This window comes from Trinickia sp., assembly GCF_035492435.1.
GTDB lineage: Bacteria > Pseudomonadota > Gammaproteobacteria > Burkholderiales > Burkholderiaceae > Trinickia.
Genome location: NZ_DATJJF010000163.1, coordinates 1 through 16,407, shown reverse-complemented (window position 1 = coordinate 16,407; position 16,407 = coordinate 1). Strand labels below are relative to the sequence as shown.

Annotated in this window: 15 protein-coding genes; 12 read left to right on the top strand and 3 right to left on the bottom strand. The window is 62.0% G+C overall.

Annotated elements, in window-relative coordinates:
- The 8 genes from VL598_RS12145 to lpxC all read left to right on the top strand — a co-directional run.
- Nucleotides 1-516, top strand: a 516-nt coding sequence (locus tag VL598_RS12145) for an FtsW/RodA/SpoVE family cell cycle protein (RefSeq protein ID WP_325326971.1), incomplete at its 5' end; no start/stop codon positions are given.
- The gene (gene murG / locus VL598_RS12140; RefSeq protein ID WP_325326970.1) at nt 513-1,619 is read left to right on the top strand and encodes an undecaprenyldiphospho-muramoylpentapeptide beta-N-acetylglucosaminyltransferase; all 1,107 of its coding nucleotides are present in this window, start codon (nt 513-515) and stop codon (nt 1,617-1,619) included. The genes VL598_RS12145 and murG, both read left to right, overlap by 4 nt.
- Nucleotides 1,616-3,007, top strand: coding sequence for a UDP-N-acetylmuramate--L-alanine ligase (gene murC / locus VL598_RS12135; RefSeq protein ID WP_325326969.1), 1,392 nt, complete (start codon nt 1,616-1,618; stop codon nt 3,005-3,007). Before murG ends, murC begins: the two co-directional genes overlap by 4 nt.
- Before the next feature lie 3 nt (nt 3,008-3,010).
- On the top strand, nt 3,011-3,952 hold the full coding sequence (locus VL598_RS12130; protein WP_325326968.1) for a D-alanine--D-alanine ligase: 942 nt from the start codon (nt 3,011-3,013) through the stop codon (nt 3,950-3,952).
- A gap of 126 nt (nt 3,953-4,078) precedes the next feature.
- On the top strand, nt 4,079-4,834 hold the full coding sequence (locus VL598_RS12125; protein ID WP_325326967.1) for a cell division protein FtsQ/DivIB: 756 nt from the start codon (nt 4,079-4,081) through the stop codon (nt 4,832-4,834).
- A 27-nt stretch (nt 4,835-4,861) separates the two neighbouring features.
- Entirely contained in the window at nt 4,862-6,094 is a 1,233-nt protein-coding gene (gene ftsA / locus VL598_RS12120) for a cell division protein FtsA (protein WP_325326966.1), read from the top strand.
- 104 nt (nt 6,095-6,198) lie between these two features.
- Nucleotides 6,199-7,407, top strand: a complete 1,209-nt coding sequence (gene ftsZ / locus VL598_RS12115; RefSeq protein ID WP_325326965.1) for a cell division protein FtsZ — start codon at nt 6,199-6,201, stop codon at nt 7,405-7,407.
- A 633-nt stretch (nt 7,408-8,040) separates the two neighbouring features.
- On the top strand, nt 8,041-8,958 hold the full coding sequence (gene lpxC, locus VL598_RS12110; RefSeq protein WP_325326972.1) for a UDP-3-O-acyl-N-acetylglucosamine deacetylase: 918 nt from the start codon (nt 8,041-8,043) through the stop codon (nt 8,956-8,958).
- A gap of 84 nt (nt 8,959-9,042) precedes the next feature.
- Here the strand turns inward: lpxC and VL598_RS12105 are convergent, their stop codons facing one another.
- A complete protein-coding gene (locus tag VL598_RS12105; protein WP_325326964.1) occupies nt 9,043-9,546 on the bottom strand; it encodes a DciA family protein in 504 nt (167 codons plus the stop codon).
- A 275-nt stretch (nt 9,547-9,821) separates the two neighbouring features.
- Here VL598_RS12105 and secA point away from each other — a divergent pair, with 275 nt between their 5' ends.
- From secA to mutT, 4 genes are all read left to right on the top strand, one after another.
- Complete coding sequence (gene secA / locus VL598_RS12100) at nt 9,822-12,650, top strand: preprotein translocase subunit SecA (RefSeq protein WP_325326963.1); 2,829 nt, start codon at nt 9,822-9,824, stop codon at nt 12,648-12,650.
- A gap of 89 nt (nt 12,651-12,739) precedes the next feature.
- The gene (gene argJ, locus VL598_RS12095; protein ID WP_325326962.1) at nt 12,740-13,969 is read left to right on the top strand and encodes a bifunctional glutamate N-acetyltransferase/amino-acid acetyltransferase ArgJ; all 1,230 of its coding nucleotides are present in this window, start codon (nt 12,740-12,742) and stop codon (nt 13,967-13,969) included.
- A gap of 29 nt (nt 13,970-13,998) precedes the next feature.
- Nucleotides 13,999-14,868, top strand: a complete 870-nt coding sequence (locus VL598_RS12090) for an ATP-binding protein (protein ID WP_325326961.1) — start codon at nt 13,999-14,001, stop codon at nt 14,866-14,868.
- A complete protein-coding gene (gene mutT / locus VL598_RS12085) occupies nt 14,865-15,302 on the top strand; it encodes an 8-oxo-dGTP diphosphatase MutT (protein ID WP_325326960.1) in 438 nt (145 codons plus the stop codon). Before VL598_RS12090 ends, mutT begins: the two co-directional genes overlap by 4 nt.
- A 106-nt stretch (nt 15,303-15,408) precedes the next feature.
- Here mutT and yacG read toward each other — a convergent pair whose 3' ends face one another.
- On the bottom strand, nt 15,409-15,606 hold the full coding sequence (gene yacG / locus VL598_RS12080) for a DNA gyrase inhibitor YacG (RefSeq protein WP_325326959.1): 198 nt from the start codon (nt 15,604-15,606) through the stop codon (nt 15,409-15,411).
- 137 nt (nt 15,607-15,743) lie between these two features.
- Nucleotides 15,744-16,407, bottom strand: a 664-nt coding sequence (zapD, locus tag VL598_RS12075; RefSeq protein ID WP_325326958.1) for a cell division protein ZapD, incomplete at its 5' end; no start/stop codon positions are given.

Here is a 16,407-nt window from a genome sequence, read left to right as displayed (position 1 = left end):
TGGCGGCGCGAGCGCATCTTCGCCTATCTCGATCCGTGGGATGACCGCTACGCCCAAGGCAAGGCTTATCAGCTTACGCACTCGCTCATTGCGTTTGGCCGCGGCGAGTGGTTCGGCGTGGGGCTCGGAGGCAGCGTCGAGAAGCTCAACTACCTGCCGGAAGCGCATACCGACTTCATCCTTGCCGTCATCGGCGAGGAGCTGGGCTTTGTTGGCGTGCTGATCGTGATCCTGCTGTTCTACTGGATCGTGCGCCGCGCATTCGAAATCGGCCGGCAGGCGCTGGCACTCGATCGGACGTTCGCCGGTCTCGTCGCCAAGGGCGTTGGCCTCTGGTTCGGCGTGCAGACGTTCATCAACATCGGCGTCAATCTCGGCATCCTGCCGACGAAGGGCTTGACACTGCCGCTCGTCAGCTACGGCGGTTCGGGCATCGTGCTGAACTGCATTGCGATTGCGGTGCTGATGCGCGTCGACTACGAAAACCGGGTGCTCATGCGCGGAGGGAAAATATGACCGCCACGCAACAACGCACGCTGATGGTAATGGCCGGCGGCACCGGGGGGCACGTCTTCCCCGGTCTTGCTGTCGCGCACCGGATGCGCGAGTGCGGTTGGCGTGTCGTCTGGCTCGGCAATCCGGCGGGCATGGAAGCGTCGCTCGTGTCGAAGCATGGCATTCCGATGGAGTACGTGCGCTTTGGCGGTTTGCGCGGCAAGGGGCTCAAGACCAAGCTGACGCTGCCCATCAATCTTTTGCGCGCCTGCATGGAAAGCCGCCGCGCGCTGCGGCGGGTGCAGCCTGACGTCGTGCTCGGCATGGGGGGCTACATCACATTTCCGGCTGGTGTCATGACCGCTTTGACGGGGCGCCCGCTCGTGCTGCATGAGCAGAACTCGGTGGCGGGTCTTGCGAACAAGGTGTTGGCGAAAATCGCGCGTCGTGTGCTGGTGGCGTTCCCCGATGCACTGCCGCACGCTGAGTGGACCGGCAACCCGCTGCGCGATGCACTCACGCACACAACTGAACCGAAGGATCGTTACGCGCGCCGCAGCGGCCGGCTCAACCTTCTTGTGGTCGGCGGCAGCCTCGGTGCGGCGGCCCTCAACGAAGTCGTGCCGCGTGCGCTCGCGCTCCTCGCGCCAGAAGCGCGTCCGCGCGTCGTGCATCAAGCGGGCGCAAAGCATATCGACGCGCTGCGTGCTAACTATCAGGCGACGGGTCTCTCGCTGGGCGACGACCTGCAGCTCGTCCCATTCATCGACGACATGGCGGCGGCCTATGCCGATGCCGATGTCGTCATTTGCCGCTCAGGCGCGATGACCGTCGCCGAAATTGCCGCTGTGGGCGTTGCCGCGCTCTTCGTGCCGTTTCCCTATGCGGTCGATGACCACCAAACAACCAACGCGCAGTTTCTGTCGGAGCGCAGTGGGGCAGTGTTGGTACAGCAGCGCGATTTGTCGCCGGATCTGCTCGCCGAATGGCTCAGCAAAGAAACGCGCGAGACGCTTTGCGAAATGGCCACGCGTGCGCGTGAGCTCGCGAAGCCGGAGGCCACAGAGCGCGTCGCGCAGGTTTGCGCGACCGTGGCACTCGCCCGCCAGGAAAAAAAGTCATGAAGCACATCGTCAAACACATTCACTTCGTCGGCATCGGCGGTGCCGGCATGAGCGGGATCGCGGAAGTGCTCGCCACGCTGGGGTACCACGTCAGCGGATCGGATCTCGCCAAGAGCGCAGCAACGGAGCGGCTTGCGTCGCTCGGTGTGCGCATTGCAATCGGCCATGACCCGAGCCACATGGAAGGCGCAGATGCCGTCGTCGTGTCGACGGCTGTGCGCGGTGACAACCCCGAGGTGCTCGCCGCGCGCCGGCTGCGTGTGCCGATCGTGCCGCGCGCTGTGATGCTCGCGGAGTTGATGCGGCTGAAACAAGGCATCGCGATTGCCGGCACGCACGGCAAGACCACGACGACGAGTCTCGTTGCAAGTGTGCTCGCTGCAGGCGGGCTCGATCCGACCTTCGTGATCGGCGGACGCTTGACGAGCGCTGGCGCGAACGCGCGGCTCGGAACGGGCGATTTCATCGTGGCGGAGGCGGACGAGTCCGATGCATCGTTCTTGAATCTTTTGCCGGTCATCGAAGTTGTCACAAACATCGATGCCGACCACATGGATACTTACGGCCACGATTTTGCGCGGCTCAAGCAGGCGTTCATCGAGTTCACGCAACGTTTGCCGTTTTACGGCATTGCGGTGCTGTGCGTCGACGATCCGAATGTGCGCGAGATTTTGCCGTTCGTATCGAAGCCGATCATCCGCTACGGCTTTGCGGCAGACGCGCAAGTGCGCGGCGTCAATGTCATGGCGCGCGACGGCAAGATGTATTTCACGGCGATGCGCGAAGATGCGCCGGCGCTCGACATCGTGCTCAACATGCCGGGCACGCACAACGTGCAGAATGCGCTGGCGGCGATTGCAATTGCCACTGAACTTGAGGTGGCAGATGCCGATATCCAGCGTGCACTCGCTGAATTTAAGGGTGTCGGGCGGCGCTTTCAGCGCTATGGCGAGGTGGCGATTCCGGCAGGGGGCAGCTACACGCTGATCGACGACTACGGCCATCACCCAGTGGAGATGGAGGCGACGATCAACGCTGCACGCGGTGCGTTTCCCGACAGGCGGCTCGTGCTGGCATTCCAGCCGCATCGCTACACGCGTACGCGCGACTGCTTCGAAGATTTCGTGAGCGTGCTCTCGCGCGTCGACGCGCTGGTCCTGACCGATGTCTATTCGGCAGGAGAAGCGCCGATCGTCGCAGCCGACGGACGTGCGCTCTCGCGCGCGATCCGCGTGGCGGGCAAAGTGGAGCCGGTGTTTGTCGATGCAGCGGACGACGTGCCGCAGGCCCTTGCAGCTTTGGTGCGCAACGGCGACGTGGTGATCACGATGGGAGCTGGCTCGATCGGCGCAGTGCCGGCGCGGCTCGTACAAGAAGCGAAGGTATAAAAAATGAGCAGTATGGATCCGAAACGATTCGGCAAAGTGGCGGTGCTAATGGGCGGCGAGTCGGCCGAGCGCGAAGTCTCGCTGAACTCCGGGCGCCTCGTCCTGCAAGGGCTGCGTGCGGCCGGCGTGGACGCGCATCCGTTCGATCCGGCCGAGCGTCCACTCTCGGCTTTGAAGGATGAGGGGTTCGTGCGTGCGTTCAACGCGCTGCACGGCGGCTATGGTGAAAATGGCCAGATCCAGGGGGCACTCGACTTCTACGGCATCCGCTACACGGGCAGTGGTGTGCTGGGCTCGGCGCTCGGACTCGATAAGTTCCGCACCAAGCTGGTCTGGCAGCAGATGGGTATTCCGACGCCGCCGTTCGAAGCGGTCATGCGCGGCGACGACTACTCCGCGCAGGCAGCAGCCATTGTCGCGAAGCTCGGCTTGCCGCTTTTCGTCAAACCGGCCAGCGAAGGCTCGAGTGTTGCGGTGACGAAGGTAAAGACCGCCGACGCGTTGCCGGCCGCACTCGAGGAAGCGGCAAAGTTCGACAAGATTGTGATTGTCGAGAAAAGCATTGAAGGCGGCGCTGAGTACACAGCATGCATCGCGGGCGATCTCGATCTGCCGATCATCCGGATCGTTCCCGCGGGCGAGTTTTACGACTATCACGCGAAGTACGTCGCCAACGACACGCAGTACCTCATTCCATGCGGCTTGGCGCCTGATGAGGAAGTGCGTCTCAAGGCTCTGTCGCGGCGCGCGTTCGACGCGCTCGGCTGTACCGACTGGGGCCGGGCCGATTTCATGATGGATGCCGAGGGCAACGCTTACTTCCTCGAAGTGAACACGGCGCCTGGCATGACCGATCACTCTCTGCCGCCGAAGGCTGCACGTGCAGTCGGCATCGGCTATGAGGAACTCGTCGTCGCCGTGCTGGCGCTGACGCTGAAAGATTGACGCAGCACGGGATGGATTCGATTTAGAAGGAACAGACCGAAACCGATTCGGCAGACCGACGAAAGACGGATCGAAGCGCGGATCGACAACAGGTTAGACACGAGGCCGAAGGACTGACGCAAAACCATGTGGAACAACGTTCGCCAGCTCAATCTCGCCGCCAACGCGCTTTTCGCGCTGGCGTTCGCCGCGCTCGCCGCGGCGAGCGTGATCTGGCTTGCGCAGCGCCCGACGTTTGCGCTCTCCGCGATTCGGATCGGCGGCCAAATCGACCATATCAATGTGCCGACGGTGCGTGCGAATGTGGTCGGCCACCTGAAGGGCAACTTCTTCACCGTCGATCTGGACGCGGCGCGGCAGGCGTTCGAGCAGATGCCATGGGTGCGCCGCGCGAGCGTACGGCGCGTCTGGCCGAATGCGCTTGCGGTCACGCTCGAGGAGTATCACCCGATCGGCACGTGGGGCAGCGATCAGCTCGTGACTGTCGACGGCGAGCTTTTCACGGCCAATCAGGGCGAGCTCGACGCAGATTTGCCGGCATTCGACGGTCCTCCCGGTACGACGAAGGAAGTCGTCGCGCGCTACTTCGATTTCAAGAAGTGGCTGGCGCCGATCGGTGCGACGCCGGAGGAAATCACGCTTTCGCCGCGTTATGCATGGACGGTGAAACTCTCGAACGGTACTGAAATCGAATACGGCCGTGAACGAAACACATCGACGCTCGAGGATCGCAGCCGCAGGCTGACTGCGGGTTGGCAGGCGGTGACGGCACGCTGGGGCAACGACATCGACTACGCGGATTTGCGTTATCCAAATGGTTTTGCGATTCGCGCAGCGGGGATGCGCTTTATCGACGACGGTAGCCAGAAAGGCAAAAAGTAAGACGAAGACACCACACATGAGCACGCTATGAGTAAAGACTACAAAGATCTGCTGGTTGCGCTCGACATCGGTACGGCCAAGGTCGTGGCGGTTGTTGCCGAACTGAAGGGCGAAGGCCGCTATGAGGTGATCGGTCTCGGGCAGAGCGAATCGAAAGGACTCAAGAAAGGCGTGGTGGTAAACATCGAGGCCACCGTGCAATCGATTCAGCGCGCGCTCGAAGAAGCGGAACTGATGGCCGATTGCAAGATCACTAACGTTTTCACGGGCATCGCGGGCAGCCATATTCGCAGCTTCAACTCGAGCGGGATGGTGGCGATCAAGGAAAAGGAAGTCACGCAAGCTGACGTTGCACGCGTCATCGAAACTGCCAAGGCGATCAACATTCCGACCGATCAGCAGGTGATCCATATCCTGACGCAGGAATTCATCATCGACGGGCAGGAGGATGTGCGCGAGCCGATCGGCATGAGCGGCATTCGGCTCGAGGTGAAGGTGCACATCGTGACTGGCGCCGTGTCGGCCGCGCAGAACATCGTCAAGTGCGTGCGTCGCTGCGGGCTCGAAGTGAACGACTTGATTTTGCAGCCGCTTGCGTCGTCACTCGCGGTGCTGACCGAGGATGAGAAGGAGCTCGGGGTTGTGCTGGTCGACATTGGTGGCGGCACGACCGATATCGCGATCTTTAGCGAAGGTGCGATCCGCCATACGGCGGTGATCCCTATCGCGGGCGATCAGATTACGAGCGACATCGCGATGGCGCTACGCACGCCGACGCCCGACGCTGAGGATATCAAGGTCAGCTACGGTATCGCGAAACAGGCACTCGCCGATCCGGACGAGATGATCGAGGTGCCGGGCCTGGGCGAGCGAGGGCCGCGCACGTTGTCGCGGCAAGCGTTGGCCGCCGTCATCGAGCCGCGCGTCGAAGAGCTGTTCTCACTCGTGAGTCAGGTCGTGCGCGAGTCGGGCTTTGAGGAGCTGCTGAGCTCGGGCGTTGTGCTGACGGGTGGTGCGTCGATGATGCCGGGCATGGTCGAACTCGGAGAGGATATTTTCTTGAAGCCGGTGCGCATTGGCGTGCCGGGATACGCGGGCGGCTTGGCCGACGTCGTGCGCAATCCGCGCTTTTCGACGGCCATGGGTCTCCTCGTGGAGGGCTCATCCCAACGCATGCGCGGACGCAAGGTGGCCGTGCAGTCCGGTTCGATGGGACAGGTCTTCTCCCGCATGAAGGAATGGTTTTTGGGCAATTTTTGAATTTCGAATTCGCGCGGGCGCCGGCGGCTTGCGCGCGACAGGGGATTGCCCGATCCCTTGCCGAATAACGGCCGAGTGCAGGATTATTTCTTGACGGAGGCAAAATGGAATTCCAGATGTTGGAAACGGAAACCAACGGCACCATCATCAAGGTGGTCGGCGTTGGCGGTGCCGGCGGCAACGCCGTGCAGCACATGATCAACAAGGGTGTGCAAGGCGTCGATTTCATCGTCATGAACACCGACGCACAGGCGCTCGCTCGCGCGCGCGCAACGCACGTCATTCAGCTCGGCAAGACGGGGCTTGGCGCCGGTGCGAAGCCGGAAATGGGACGCGCTGCGGCCGAGGAAGCGCGTGAGCGGATCGCCGATTCGCTACGCGGTGCCCACATGGTCTTCATCACGGCGGGTATGGGCGGCGGCACGGGTACCGGAGCGGCGCCCGTGGTCGCGCAGATCGCCAAGGAAATGGGCATTCTCACCGTCGGCGTCGTCAGCAAGCCGTTCGAGTTCGAAGGCGGCAAGCGGATGCGCGTGGCCGAGGCGGGTTCGCAGCAACTGGAGGATCACGTCGACTCGCTGATCGTCGTCCTGAACGACAAGCTGTTCGAGGTGATGGGCGATGACGCCGAAATGGACAAGTGCTTCCAGTGCGCTGATGACGTCCTCAACAACGCGGTGGCCGGTATTGCCGAGATCATCAACGTCGACGGTCTCGTGAACGTCGACTTCGAGGACGTGAAGACGGTCATGGGCGAGCAGGGCAAGGCCATGATGGGCACGGCCACGGTGGCTGGCGTCGATCGTGCACGGCTTGCTGCCGAGCAAGCGGTTGCAAGCCCGCTGCTCGAAGGCGTCGATCTGTCGGGCGCCCGCGGCGTGCTGGTCAACATCACGTCGAGCCGCTCGCTGCGTCTGTCTGAGACGCGCGAAGTCATGAACACGATCAAGAGCTATGCGGCCGAAGACGCCACGGTGATCTTCGGTGCCGTCTACGACGATGCAATGGGCGACGCGCTGCGCGTGACCGTCGTTGCGACGGGGCTCGGACGCGCGGCCGCGAGTGCCGCGAAAAAGCCCCAGTCGGCACCGATGACGTTGCTGCGCACGGGTACCGACAATCAGCCCGTCGGCGTGGCGCACAGCGGCTACGCTGCGTCGTCACAGTCGAGCTCGGCCGATTACGGCGCGTTCGATACGCCGGCTGTTTGGCGCAACTCACGCGAGACGGCCGCCTCGCATGTGCAGGCGCTGCAGGACAAGGGTGTCGACACCTACGACATTCCGGCTTTTTTGCGCAAACAGGCTGACTGACGCGTGCAGCGCCTCACGGCGTTGCACTCGGCGCGACAAGCGCTTACGAGCGTAAGAAGGGCTGAACATGTTGAATGGCAATGGCGTAAAGCGGCCGAGCCCGGTCGGGCGGGCGGCCGCAGCGGCGGTTCGCGGTACAGCGGCTAAGCGGGTCGGGCAGCTAACGGCGCGTGTGTATCTGGCGCGCGGTGTTACGGTGCGGCACGCCCGCCTCGGCGAGACACCCTGCGACAGGCGAACTTGGCAGCGCGCAAGCCGATGAGGTGCGCGCGCGCACGACGCTGACGGTTGCTCCACCGTCTCTCGCGCATCCCGGGCAGGATGTGTGGGCATGACGCACGGGCTTCCCGTTCCGTTCTCGTCGCGACCGCTGGCCTTGCGTTTGGCTGCGTTCGCGTTGCGTCGAGGCAACATTAGCCTTGCTGTTTAAGTGTTTTGAAATCGTTGGTGTGGCCGACCACAGACCGGCGCCCGGGAAGCCTCCGTCCCGGACGCCGGCCTTTTTTGCTTGACTCGGGTAACTGGAGGAAACACACTGAAACGTTCTCCGCGAAGACAGCCGGGAGCAAATGCCGTATAATCTGTACTATGAAAAATAGAGGCGCGATTGAAATTTGCAATCGTTAGATGACCATGCTGAAGCAACGCACCATCAAATCGATCGTCAAGACAGTCGGAATCGGCTTGCATTCAGGCCGCAAGGTCAATTTGACGCTTCGCCCCGCTGCTGAGAACACAGGTATCGTGTTTTCGCGCGTCGATTTGCCGTCGCCAGTCGACATTCCGGCATCGGCGCTGTCGATCGGCGATACGCGTCTCGCTTCGGTGCTGCAAAAAGACGGCGCTCGAGTGTCCACTGTGGAGCACTTGATGTCGGCCTGTGCGGGCCTTGGCGTCGACAATCTTTATGTTGACGTAACGGCCGAAGAAATTCCGATCATGGATGGCAGCGCGGCGTCATTCGTCTTTTTGATGCAATCGGCCGGCATTCAAGAACAAAATGCGCCGAAGCGGTTTGTGAAGGTAATTAAGCCGATTGAAGTGCGTGACGGCGACAAAATTGCACGCCTTGATCCTTACTTCGGCTTCAAACTGAAATTTACAATCGATTTCCACCATCCGGCTGTCGACAAAACGGGCCAAGCGCTTGAAATCGATTTTGCGACGACTTCCTACGTCCGTGAAATTGCCCGGGCGCGCACGTTCGGCTTTGCGCACGAAGTGGAGATGATGCGCGAATTGGGCCTCGCGCGCGGTGGAAGCATGGACAACGCCATCGTGCTCGACGAGTACCGAATCCTCAACAATGACGGATTGCGTTACGACGACGAATTCGTGAAGCACAAGATGCTCGATGCGATTGGCGATCTTTATGTGATCGGCCATCCTCTACTGGCGGCCTATACCGCGCACAAGTCGGGCCACGGCCTGAATAACGTGCTGCTGCGCGAGCTCCTCTCTCAAGAGGACGCCTATGAGATCGTGACGTTCGACGACGTGCAGCATGCGCCGCGAGGTTTCGGCTACGACGCTCAAACGGCATTTGCCTGACATTTACGGGCGGTAGAGCCGCCCGATGACCCGCGCGCCGCTGGCTGCGCTGTGCCATAGGCGGCCATGCTCCTGCATCGCCGCCTATTCTTTTTCCTTTTTGTTTTCGCCTTGAGGACCCCGGCTGTGCCGCGCTGCCATGCGGGCCAGCGCGGTTTGAAGCGGCGAGGGCGGCAACGCTTCGCTAAGCGAGCGCAGCGAGGCGGCGCCAAATGGCGTCATGCGCGCTTGCTTAGGCGGCTGGGGCGCGGGCGCGGTCTTGGGTCGTACTTTGATCGCGACGCTGCGCACGTTCCAGCCGCGCTGCTGCAAGTCTGCGACGAGACGCGGCTCAAGGTGCCGCAGCCGGGCCGCGAGGGCGCTATGCGCCGCATAGAGCGTCAGCGCACCGCCATCCTTGATGAAGCTTGGCTCCACGCTTGTTGCCAGATAGTCGGGCAGCAATTGGGCGAGATCGCGTTCCAGGGCCGCAATTTGCTCAACGCCGGCACGCAGCGCGGCAAATGTGTCGCTGCGGCCGAGCAGATCCGCGACGGGGCGCGGCCGGGATGGTCCGGAAAAAGGGGAGGATCGCGGGGAGCGGCTCATGGTTTGTCATCGGGCTCGCGGCGACGAATGGCGCTCGCGTGCCGCCATTGTACCTGCGCGACCGGTCGCGGCGCCTGGGTGGGTGCCCGAGAAGGGGCTGAGCGTCCGGTGCGGCAGGCTCGACCGGCTGCCGCATTGACACAAGAAGCTTAATTCTCGCGTGCTAAAATGCGCGATTCGAATTCACTCATGGATAAGCCGCCGAGGCCCTCCGATCCGTTACTCCGCGCCGTACTCGCGCGGACCGACCGAAGCCGCGACGCAAACCCGACCCGATGACCACCGGTTTTCTACAAAAGCTTTTTGGCAGTCGAAATCAGCGGCTGATTAAGCAGTACCAAAAGACCGTTGCGGTGATCAATGCGCTCGAGCCGCAGATCGAGCAATTGACGGACGAGCAGCTGCGAGCCAAGACTGAAGAGTTCCGTCAGCGCGTAGCCAGCGGCGAGTCGCTCGACAAACTGCTGCCCGAAGCGTTCGCCGTTTGCCGAGAGGCGAGCCGCCGTGTCTTGAAAATGCGCCATTTCGACGTGCAGTTGATCGGAGGCATGGTGCTGCATTACGGCAAGATCGCCGAAATGCGCACAGGCGAAGGCAAAACGCTCGTCGCCACGCTGGCCGCGTACCTCAATGCGTTGTCGGGGCGCGGCGTGCACGTGGTGACCGTGAACGATTACCTCGCAGAGCGTGATGCCGAGTGGATGGGTAAGCTGTACAACTTCCTGGGCCTGACCGTCGGCGTCAACCTGTCGCAAATGGATCATGCGACCAAGCAGGAAGCGTACGCGGCAGACATCACCTACGGCACGAACAACGAGTTCGGTTTCGACTACCTGCGCGACAACATGGTCTACGAGACGAGCGCGCGTGTGCAGCGCCCGCTCAGCTTCGCAGTCGTCGACGAGGTGGATTCGATTTTGATCGACGAGGCGCGCACGCCGCTCATCATTTCCGGGCAGGCCGAAGACCACACCGAGCTATACGTGCGCATGAACGCGCTGCCGCCGCTGCTCGATCGGCAGATCGGCGAGGAGCGCGCGGACGGCACGGGCGTCGAAAAGCCGGGCGACTATACGCTCGACGAAAAATCGCGCCAGGTCTTTTTGACCGAATCGGGCCATGAGAAGGCCGAGCGCATGCTGATGGAGTGGGGTTTGATCGGCGAGGGTGAAAGCCTTTACGCCCCGCAGAACATCACGCTCATGCACCACGTTTATGCGGCGTTGCGTGCACATACGCTCTTTTATCGCGATCAGCACTACGTCGTGCAAAACGACGAAGTCATCATCGTCGACGAATTCACGGGCCGTTTGATGGCCGGCCGCCGCTGGTCCGAGGGGTTGCACCAGGCCGTCGAGGCGAAGGAGCACGTCAAGATCCAGAGCGAGAACCAGACGCTTGCCTCGATCACGTTCCAAAATTATTTCCGCATGTACGCGAAGCTCGCGGGCATGACGGGTACGGCCGACACGGAAGCCTACGAGTTTAACGAAATCTATGCCCTGGAGACGGTCGTTGTTCCGACCAATCGGCCGCCCAAACGCGGCGATTTCCAGGATCAGATCTACAAGACTGCCCGCGAACGTTACGACGCGGTCATCCGCGATATCCGCGAATGCTATGAGCGCGGCCAGCCGGTGCTCGTCGGTACCACGTCGATCGAGAACTCGGAACTGCTTGCGGACTTGCTGACAAAGGCGGGATTGCCGCACGAAGTGCTCAACGCCAAACAGCACGCGCGCGAGGCGGCGATCGTCGCTGAAGCAGGGCGGCCCAAGCGCATCACCATCGCGACGAACATGGCTGGTCGCGGCACCGACATCGTGCTCGGCGGTAACGCCGAGAAGCAGGCATCGCTCATCGAGATCGATGCCGCCCTGTCGCCCGAAGAGAAGGCCACTCGCATTCAGGCGCTGCACGACGAATGGCAGGCGCTGCACGACGCAGTGAAGGCCGCGGGCGGCATGCACATCATCGGCACCGAGCGTCACGAATCGCGCCGCATCGACAACCAGTTGCGCGGTCGAGCTGGCCGCCAGGGCGACCCAGGGTCCTCGCGGTTTTATCTTTCGCTCGATGACCCGCTCCTGCGAATCTTTGCGGGCGACCGCGTGCGCTCCATCATGGAGCGGCTGCGCATGCCCGAGGGTGAGGCGATCGAAGCCGGTATCGTCACGCGCTCGATCGAATCGGCGCAACGCAAGGTCGAGGCGCGCAACTTCGACATCCGCAAGCAGCTGCTCGAGTACGACGACGTTGCCAATGACCAGCGCAAGGTCATCTATCAGCAGCGCAACGAGTTGCTTGAGGCGAATGACATCACCGAAACCATCGCCGCGATGCGTCATGCCGTGGTCACGGACGTGGTGCACCAGTTCATTCCTCAAGGCAGCATCGAGGAGCAATGGCAGGCGCCCGAGCTCGAGGAGGTGCTGCGCAACGACTGGCAACTCGACCTCGCGATCCAGGAGATGATCAACGAGTCGCAATCGCTCGACGCCGGCGACATCCTCGAATCCGTGCTGGGGGCCGCCGACGAGAGCTATGAGGCGAAGGTGGCCCAGGTGGGGCGTGAGGCGTTCAGCGCATTCGAGCGCTCGATCATGCTGCAGACGCTCGATCGCTTCTGGCGCGAACACCTCGCCGCGCTCGACCACTTGCGCCAAGGCATCCACCTGCGCGGCTATGCGCAAAAGAATCCCAAGCAGGAGTACAAGCGCGAGGCATTCGAGCTTTTCGAAGCGCTGCTCAACATCGTCAAGACGGAAGTCACGCGCGTCGTGATGAACGTGCGGATCCAATCGCCCGAGCAACTCGAGCACGCAGCCGAGCAGTACGAAGAGCAAGGCAGCCACGTCGAAAATGTCGAGTTCCGGCATGCCGACTTCGCCGATGAGGGCGCGGCCGCCGTCGCCGCCCCCGCCGCCGCGGCAACGGCTGCCGACGCCACGGCCCGTATGGTCGACCAAGCCATGGCGCACGGGGTGCATGCCGGCGCCGGCGCTCAGAGCGCCGCGGGTGGCTTGCCGAAGGTGGGGCGAAACGATCCCTGCCCGTGCGGTAGCGGCAAGAAATACAAGCAATGCCACGGCAGGCTTGCATAAGGTTGGACGCGGCGCGCATCGTGCGCGCCGTTTTTTATTGTGGCGCGCGTTTCTACGTGCCTTTTACGCCTCCGATAGGCTCTTAGACGATGGCTGTCAATTTCCCTTCGATCGATCCCGAGCAACTCCACTCTGTCGCGGGCGTCACGCTCGGATGGGCCGAAGCCCACATTCGCAAGCCGAATCGCAAGGACGTCCTTGTGATGTCGCTCGAGCAAGGCGCTACGGTGGCCGGCGTATTTACGTCGAACCGGTTTTGCGCGGCGCCCGTCACCGTCTGCCGCGAACACTTGGCAGTCGGCCATGGCGTGCGTGCGCTGGTCATCAATACGGGTAACGCTAATGCCGGCACCGGTGAGCCGGGTCTCGCCCATGCGCGTGAGACTTGCGCAGAACTGGCGCGGCTAGCCGGCATTGCTCCCGAACAGGTGCTTCCGTTTTCGACTGGCGTGATTCTCGAGCCGCTGCCGATCGACCGCTTGAAGGCTGGTTTGCCGATGGCGCTCGCCAATCTGCGTCCGGCGCACTGGCACGAAGCGGCTCAGGCGATCATGACGACCGATACGCTGCCGAAAGCCGCTTCCACTCAGGTGACGATCGACGGCCACACGGTGACGCTGACCGGCATCAGCAAGGGTGCGGGCATGATCAAGCCCAACATGGCGACGATGCTTGGTTTCCTCGCTTTCGACGCCGCCGTGGCGCAGCCGGTACTTGATACGCTCGTGAAGGAAGTCGCCGATGGCTCCTTCAACTGCATCACGATTGACGGCGATACGTCGACGAACGACTCTTTCGTATTGATCGCGACCGGCAAGTCCAGCCTGCCGCCCATCACTTCGACGGCACAGCCGGCCTACGCCGCTTTGCGGGCGGCCGTGCTTGCCGTTGCGCAAACGCTCGCGCAGCTTATCGTCCGCGACGGCGAGGGCGCGACCAAGTTCATGACCGTGCGCGTCGAAGGGGGGGCGAGTGCGGCCGAGTGCCGCCAAATCGCTTATGCGATCGGCCATTCGCCGCTCGTGAAAACGGCCTTCTATGCCTCCGATCCCAATCTGGGGCGCATCCTTGCCGCGATCGGCTATGCCGGAGTGGCTGATCTCGACGTCGCCAAGATCGACCTTTATCTCGACGACGTGCACGTTGCGAAAGCGGGCGGACGCAATCCCGATTATCGCGAAGAGGACGGCCAGCGGGTCATGAAGCAAAGCGAAATCACGATTCGCGTGCTGTTGGGCCGAGGCCCCGCCGAGGCGACGATCTGGACCTGCGATTTGTCGCACGACTACGTCAGCATCAACGCCGATTACCGCTCCTGACGTCCTGCGGGACCGACTTTTTTTCTGTTATGGACAAACTCGAACAATTTTTGATTCGCGCCGAGACGCTACTCGGCCGCCTCGAAGGGATGCTGCCGCCGGCTGCACCCGAAGTCGACTGGTCCGCCGCTGTGGCATTTCGCTGGCGCAAGCGGCAAGGGCGCGGCTACCTGCAGCCCGTGACCGCACTGTCGTCGATGACGCTCGACGACCTGCAGAACATCGACAGGCAAAAGGCGCTGATCGAGCAAAACACGCGGCAGTTCGTCAGTAAGCAGCCCGCCAACAACGTGTTGCTGACGGGTGCCCGCGGCACCGGCAAGTCCTCGTTGATCAAGGCGTGCCTCAACGTATACGCGCAAGAGGGGCTGCGCCTCATCGAGGTCGACAAAGACGATCTACATGATCTCGGCGACATCACGGATCTCATCGCGCCGCGTCCGGAGCGCTTTATCGTCTTTTGCGACGATCTATCGTTTGAGGACGGTGAATCAGGCTACAAGGCGCTGAAGACGGCACTCGACGGTTCCATTTCGGCCCAGTCGGACAATGTGCTCATCTACGCGACGTCGAACCGCCGCCATTTGTTGCCGGAGTACATGAGCGACAACGAGTCGTACAAGCACACGGCTGATGGCGAAATTCACCCCGGCGAAGTCGTTGAAGAAAAGATTTCATTGTCCGAGCGCTTTGGCCTGTGGGTCAGTTTCTATCCGTTCAAGCAGGACGACTACCTGACGATCGTGGCGCACTGGCTTCGTCATTTGGGCTGCGACGATGCGGACATCGAGCGTGCGCGTGGCGACGCGCTCGTCTGGGCGTTGGAGCGAGGCTCCCGCTCTGGCCGCGTTGCGTGGCAGTTCGCGCGTGACTGGTCCGGAAAAAAGGCGCCGCAATGAGCGAGGGGCGTTCGTTGCCGCCCGCGCCGCCGGGCTCCCGGCCGGCGCGGCCCGTGACCGAGGTGGCGGTCGGCATCCTGGTGCAACCTGACGGCCGCTACCTGTTGGCTCAGCGTCCGCCCGGAAAGCCGTATGCGGGTTATTGGGAATTCCCCGGCGGCAAGATAGAGGTGGGCGAGACTGTCGAAGCCGCCTTGGCTCGCGAATTGGAGGAAGAGCTCGGTATCGACGTCGAGGAGTGCGAACGCTGGCATACGCTCGAACACGACTACCCGCATGCGTATGTGCGGCTCTATTTCTGTAAGGTCACAAGCTGGCGCGGCGAGCCGCATGGCCGCGAAGGCCAGGCGTTCAGCTGGCAGAGCTTGCCTGTCGACGTCACCCCGCTCTTGCCGGCGGCAATTCCTGTGCTGGAGCTGCTGGCTGCGGATTGACCCGCTGCACACAGAACCGCCTTTCGGGGCACCGGAGGCGGAAAGCAGTTTTAAACGCGTATTTGACCCTGGCTCGCGCAAGGCCTTCGCGGCTCGCGTAATACGATCAGCTTTGGCCTGTTTCGTCGCCGGGCGAATCGTCGGATGTTGATGCCCCATCTGTGCCACCGATTTTGTATTTTTCGGCGGCCCACGCCCCAAGGTCGATTTGCTTGCATCGCTCAGAGCAAAACGGTCGGAATCGATTTTCCGGCACCCAGCGCACTTCCTTGCCGCAAGTCGGGCATTTGACAACGGTAATCATGTTGAGAATCGTCGAGCACGAATTTTTGCTCGTTGACGCCTTAAGTAGAACGGCGCCATTTTAGTCCGCTGGCTCTCTCGGCGCAGCGGATTGGGCGCCAATCCAAGATGGGAGCGACCCAACGAGCCGTCAGATTATCAAAGACTGCAGAGCGTCAACTGGAACGGGACATCCACGTCGACTGCGCGTGGACGCATATCGCCGTCCTGCACCGTGAAGCGTACCCAAAGCATATATTTGTTGGCACTCGCTTCAGGTATGACCCGCAATTCGGGGGCGACACGGACCTGCATCAATTGATAGGTGCGACCGGATAGCATCTGCTGATAGCTGCCTTGCATCGCCATGACCTTTGAGGCTTGTCCCGACTCGCGGGCCAAGCGAAGGACGATGTCGGTTGCGTCCCGTAGCGGCAACAGCGGCATGATCCACTTGGCGATGTCTTGTCGGCGCTGATCCGGGTGCGTCTGCTGCCATGCATAGTAGGACGGCAGATCGAACTTGCAGCTTCCGCCGGGAATGATGGCGCGGCTTCGAATGCTCGCGAGCCATTCGTTTTCTGCAAGATGCTGGCCCGTTTTACCTTGCATTTGCGCCAGCCCGTTGAGCGTCTGTTCGATTTCGCCCAGTACCGCTTCAAGAGCATTCTGCTCGATGCCAGGATTGCCGCGAAACGGCGCGAGCGTTTGGCGCTGGCGCTCGAGTTCCTTCATCAGGTCCGACTTCAAATCTGCCCGGGCCGTGACTTCCGCAATTTCGAACAACGTTGTGAGCGCGACGTGATGCTCTCTCGCGTCGTCC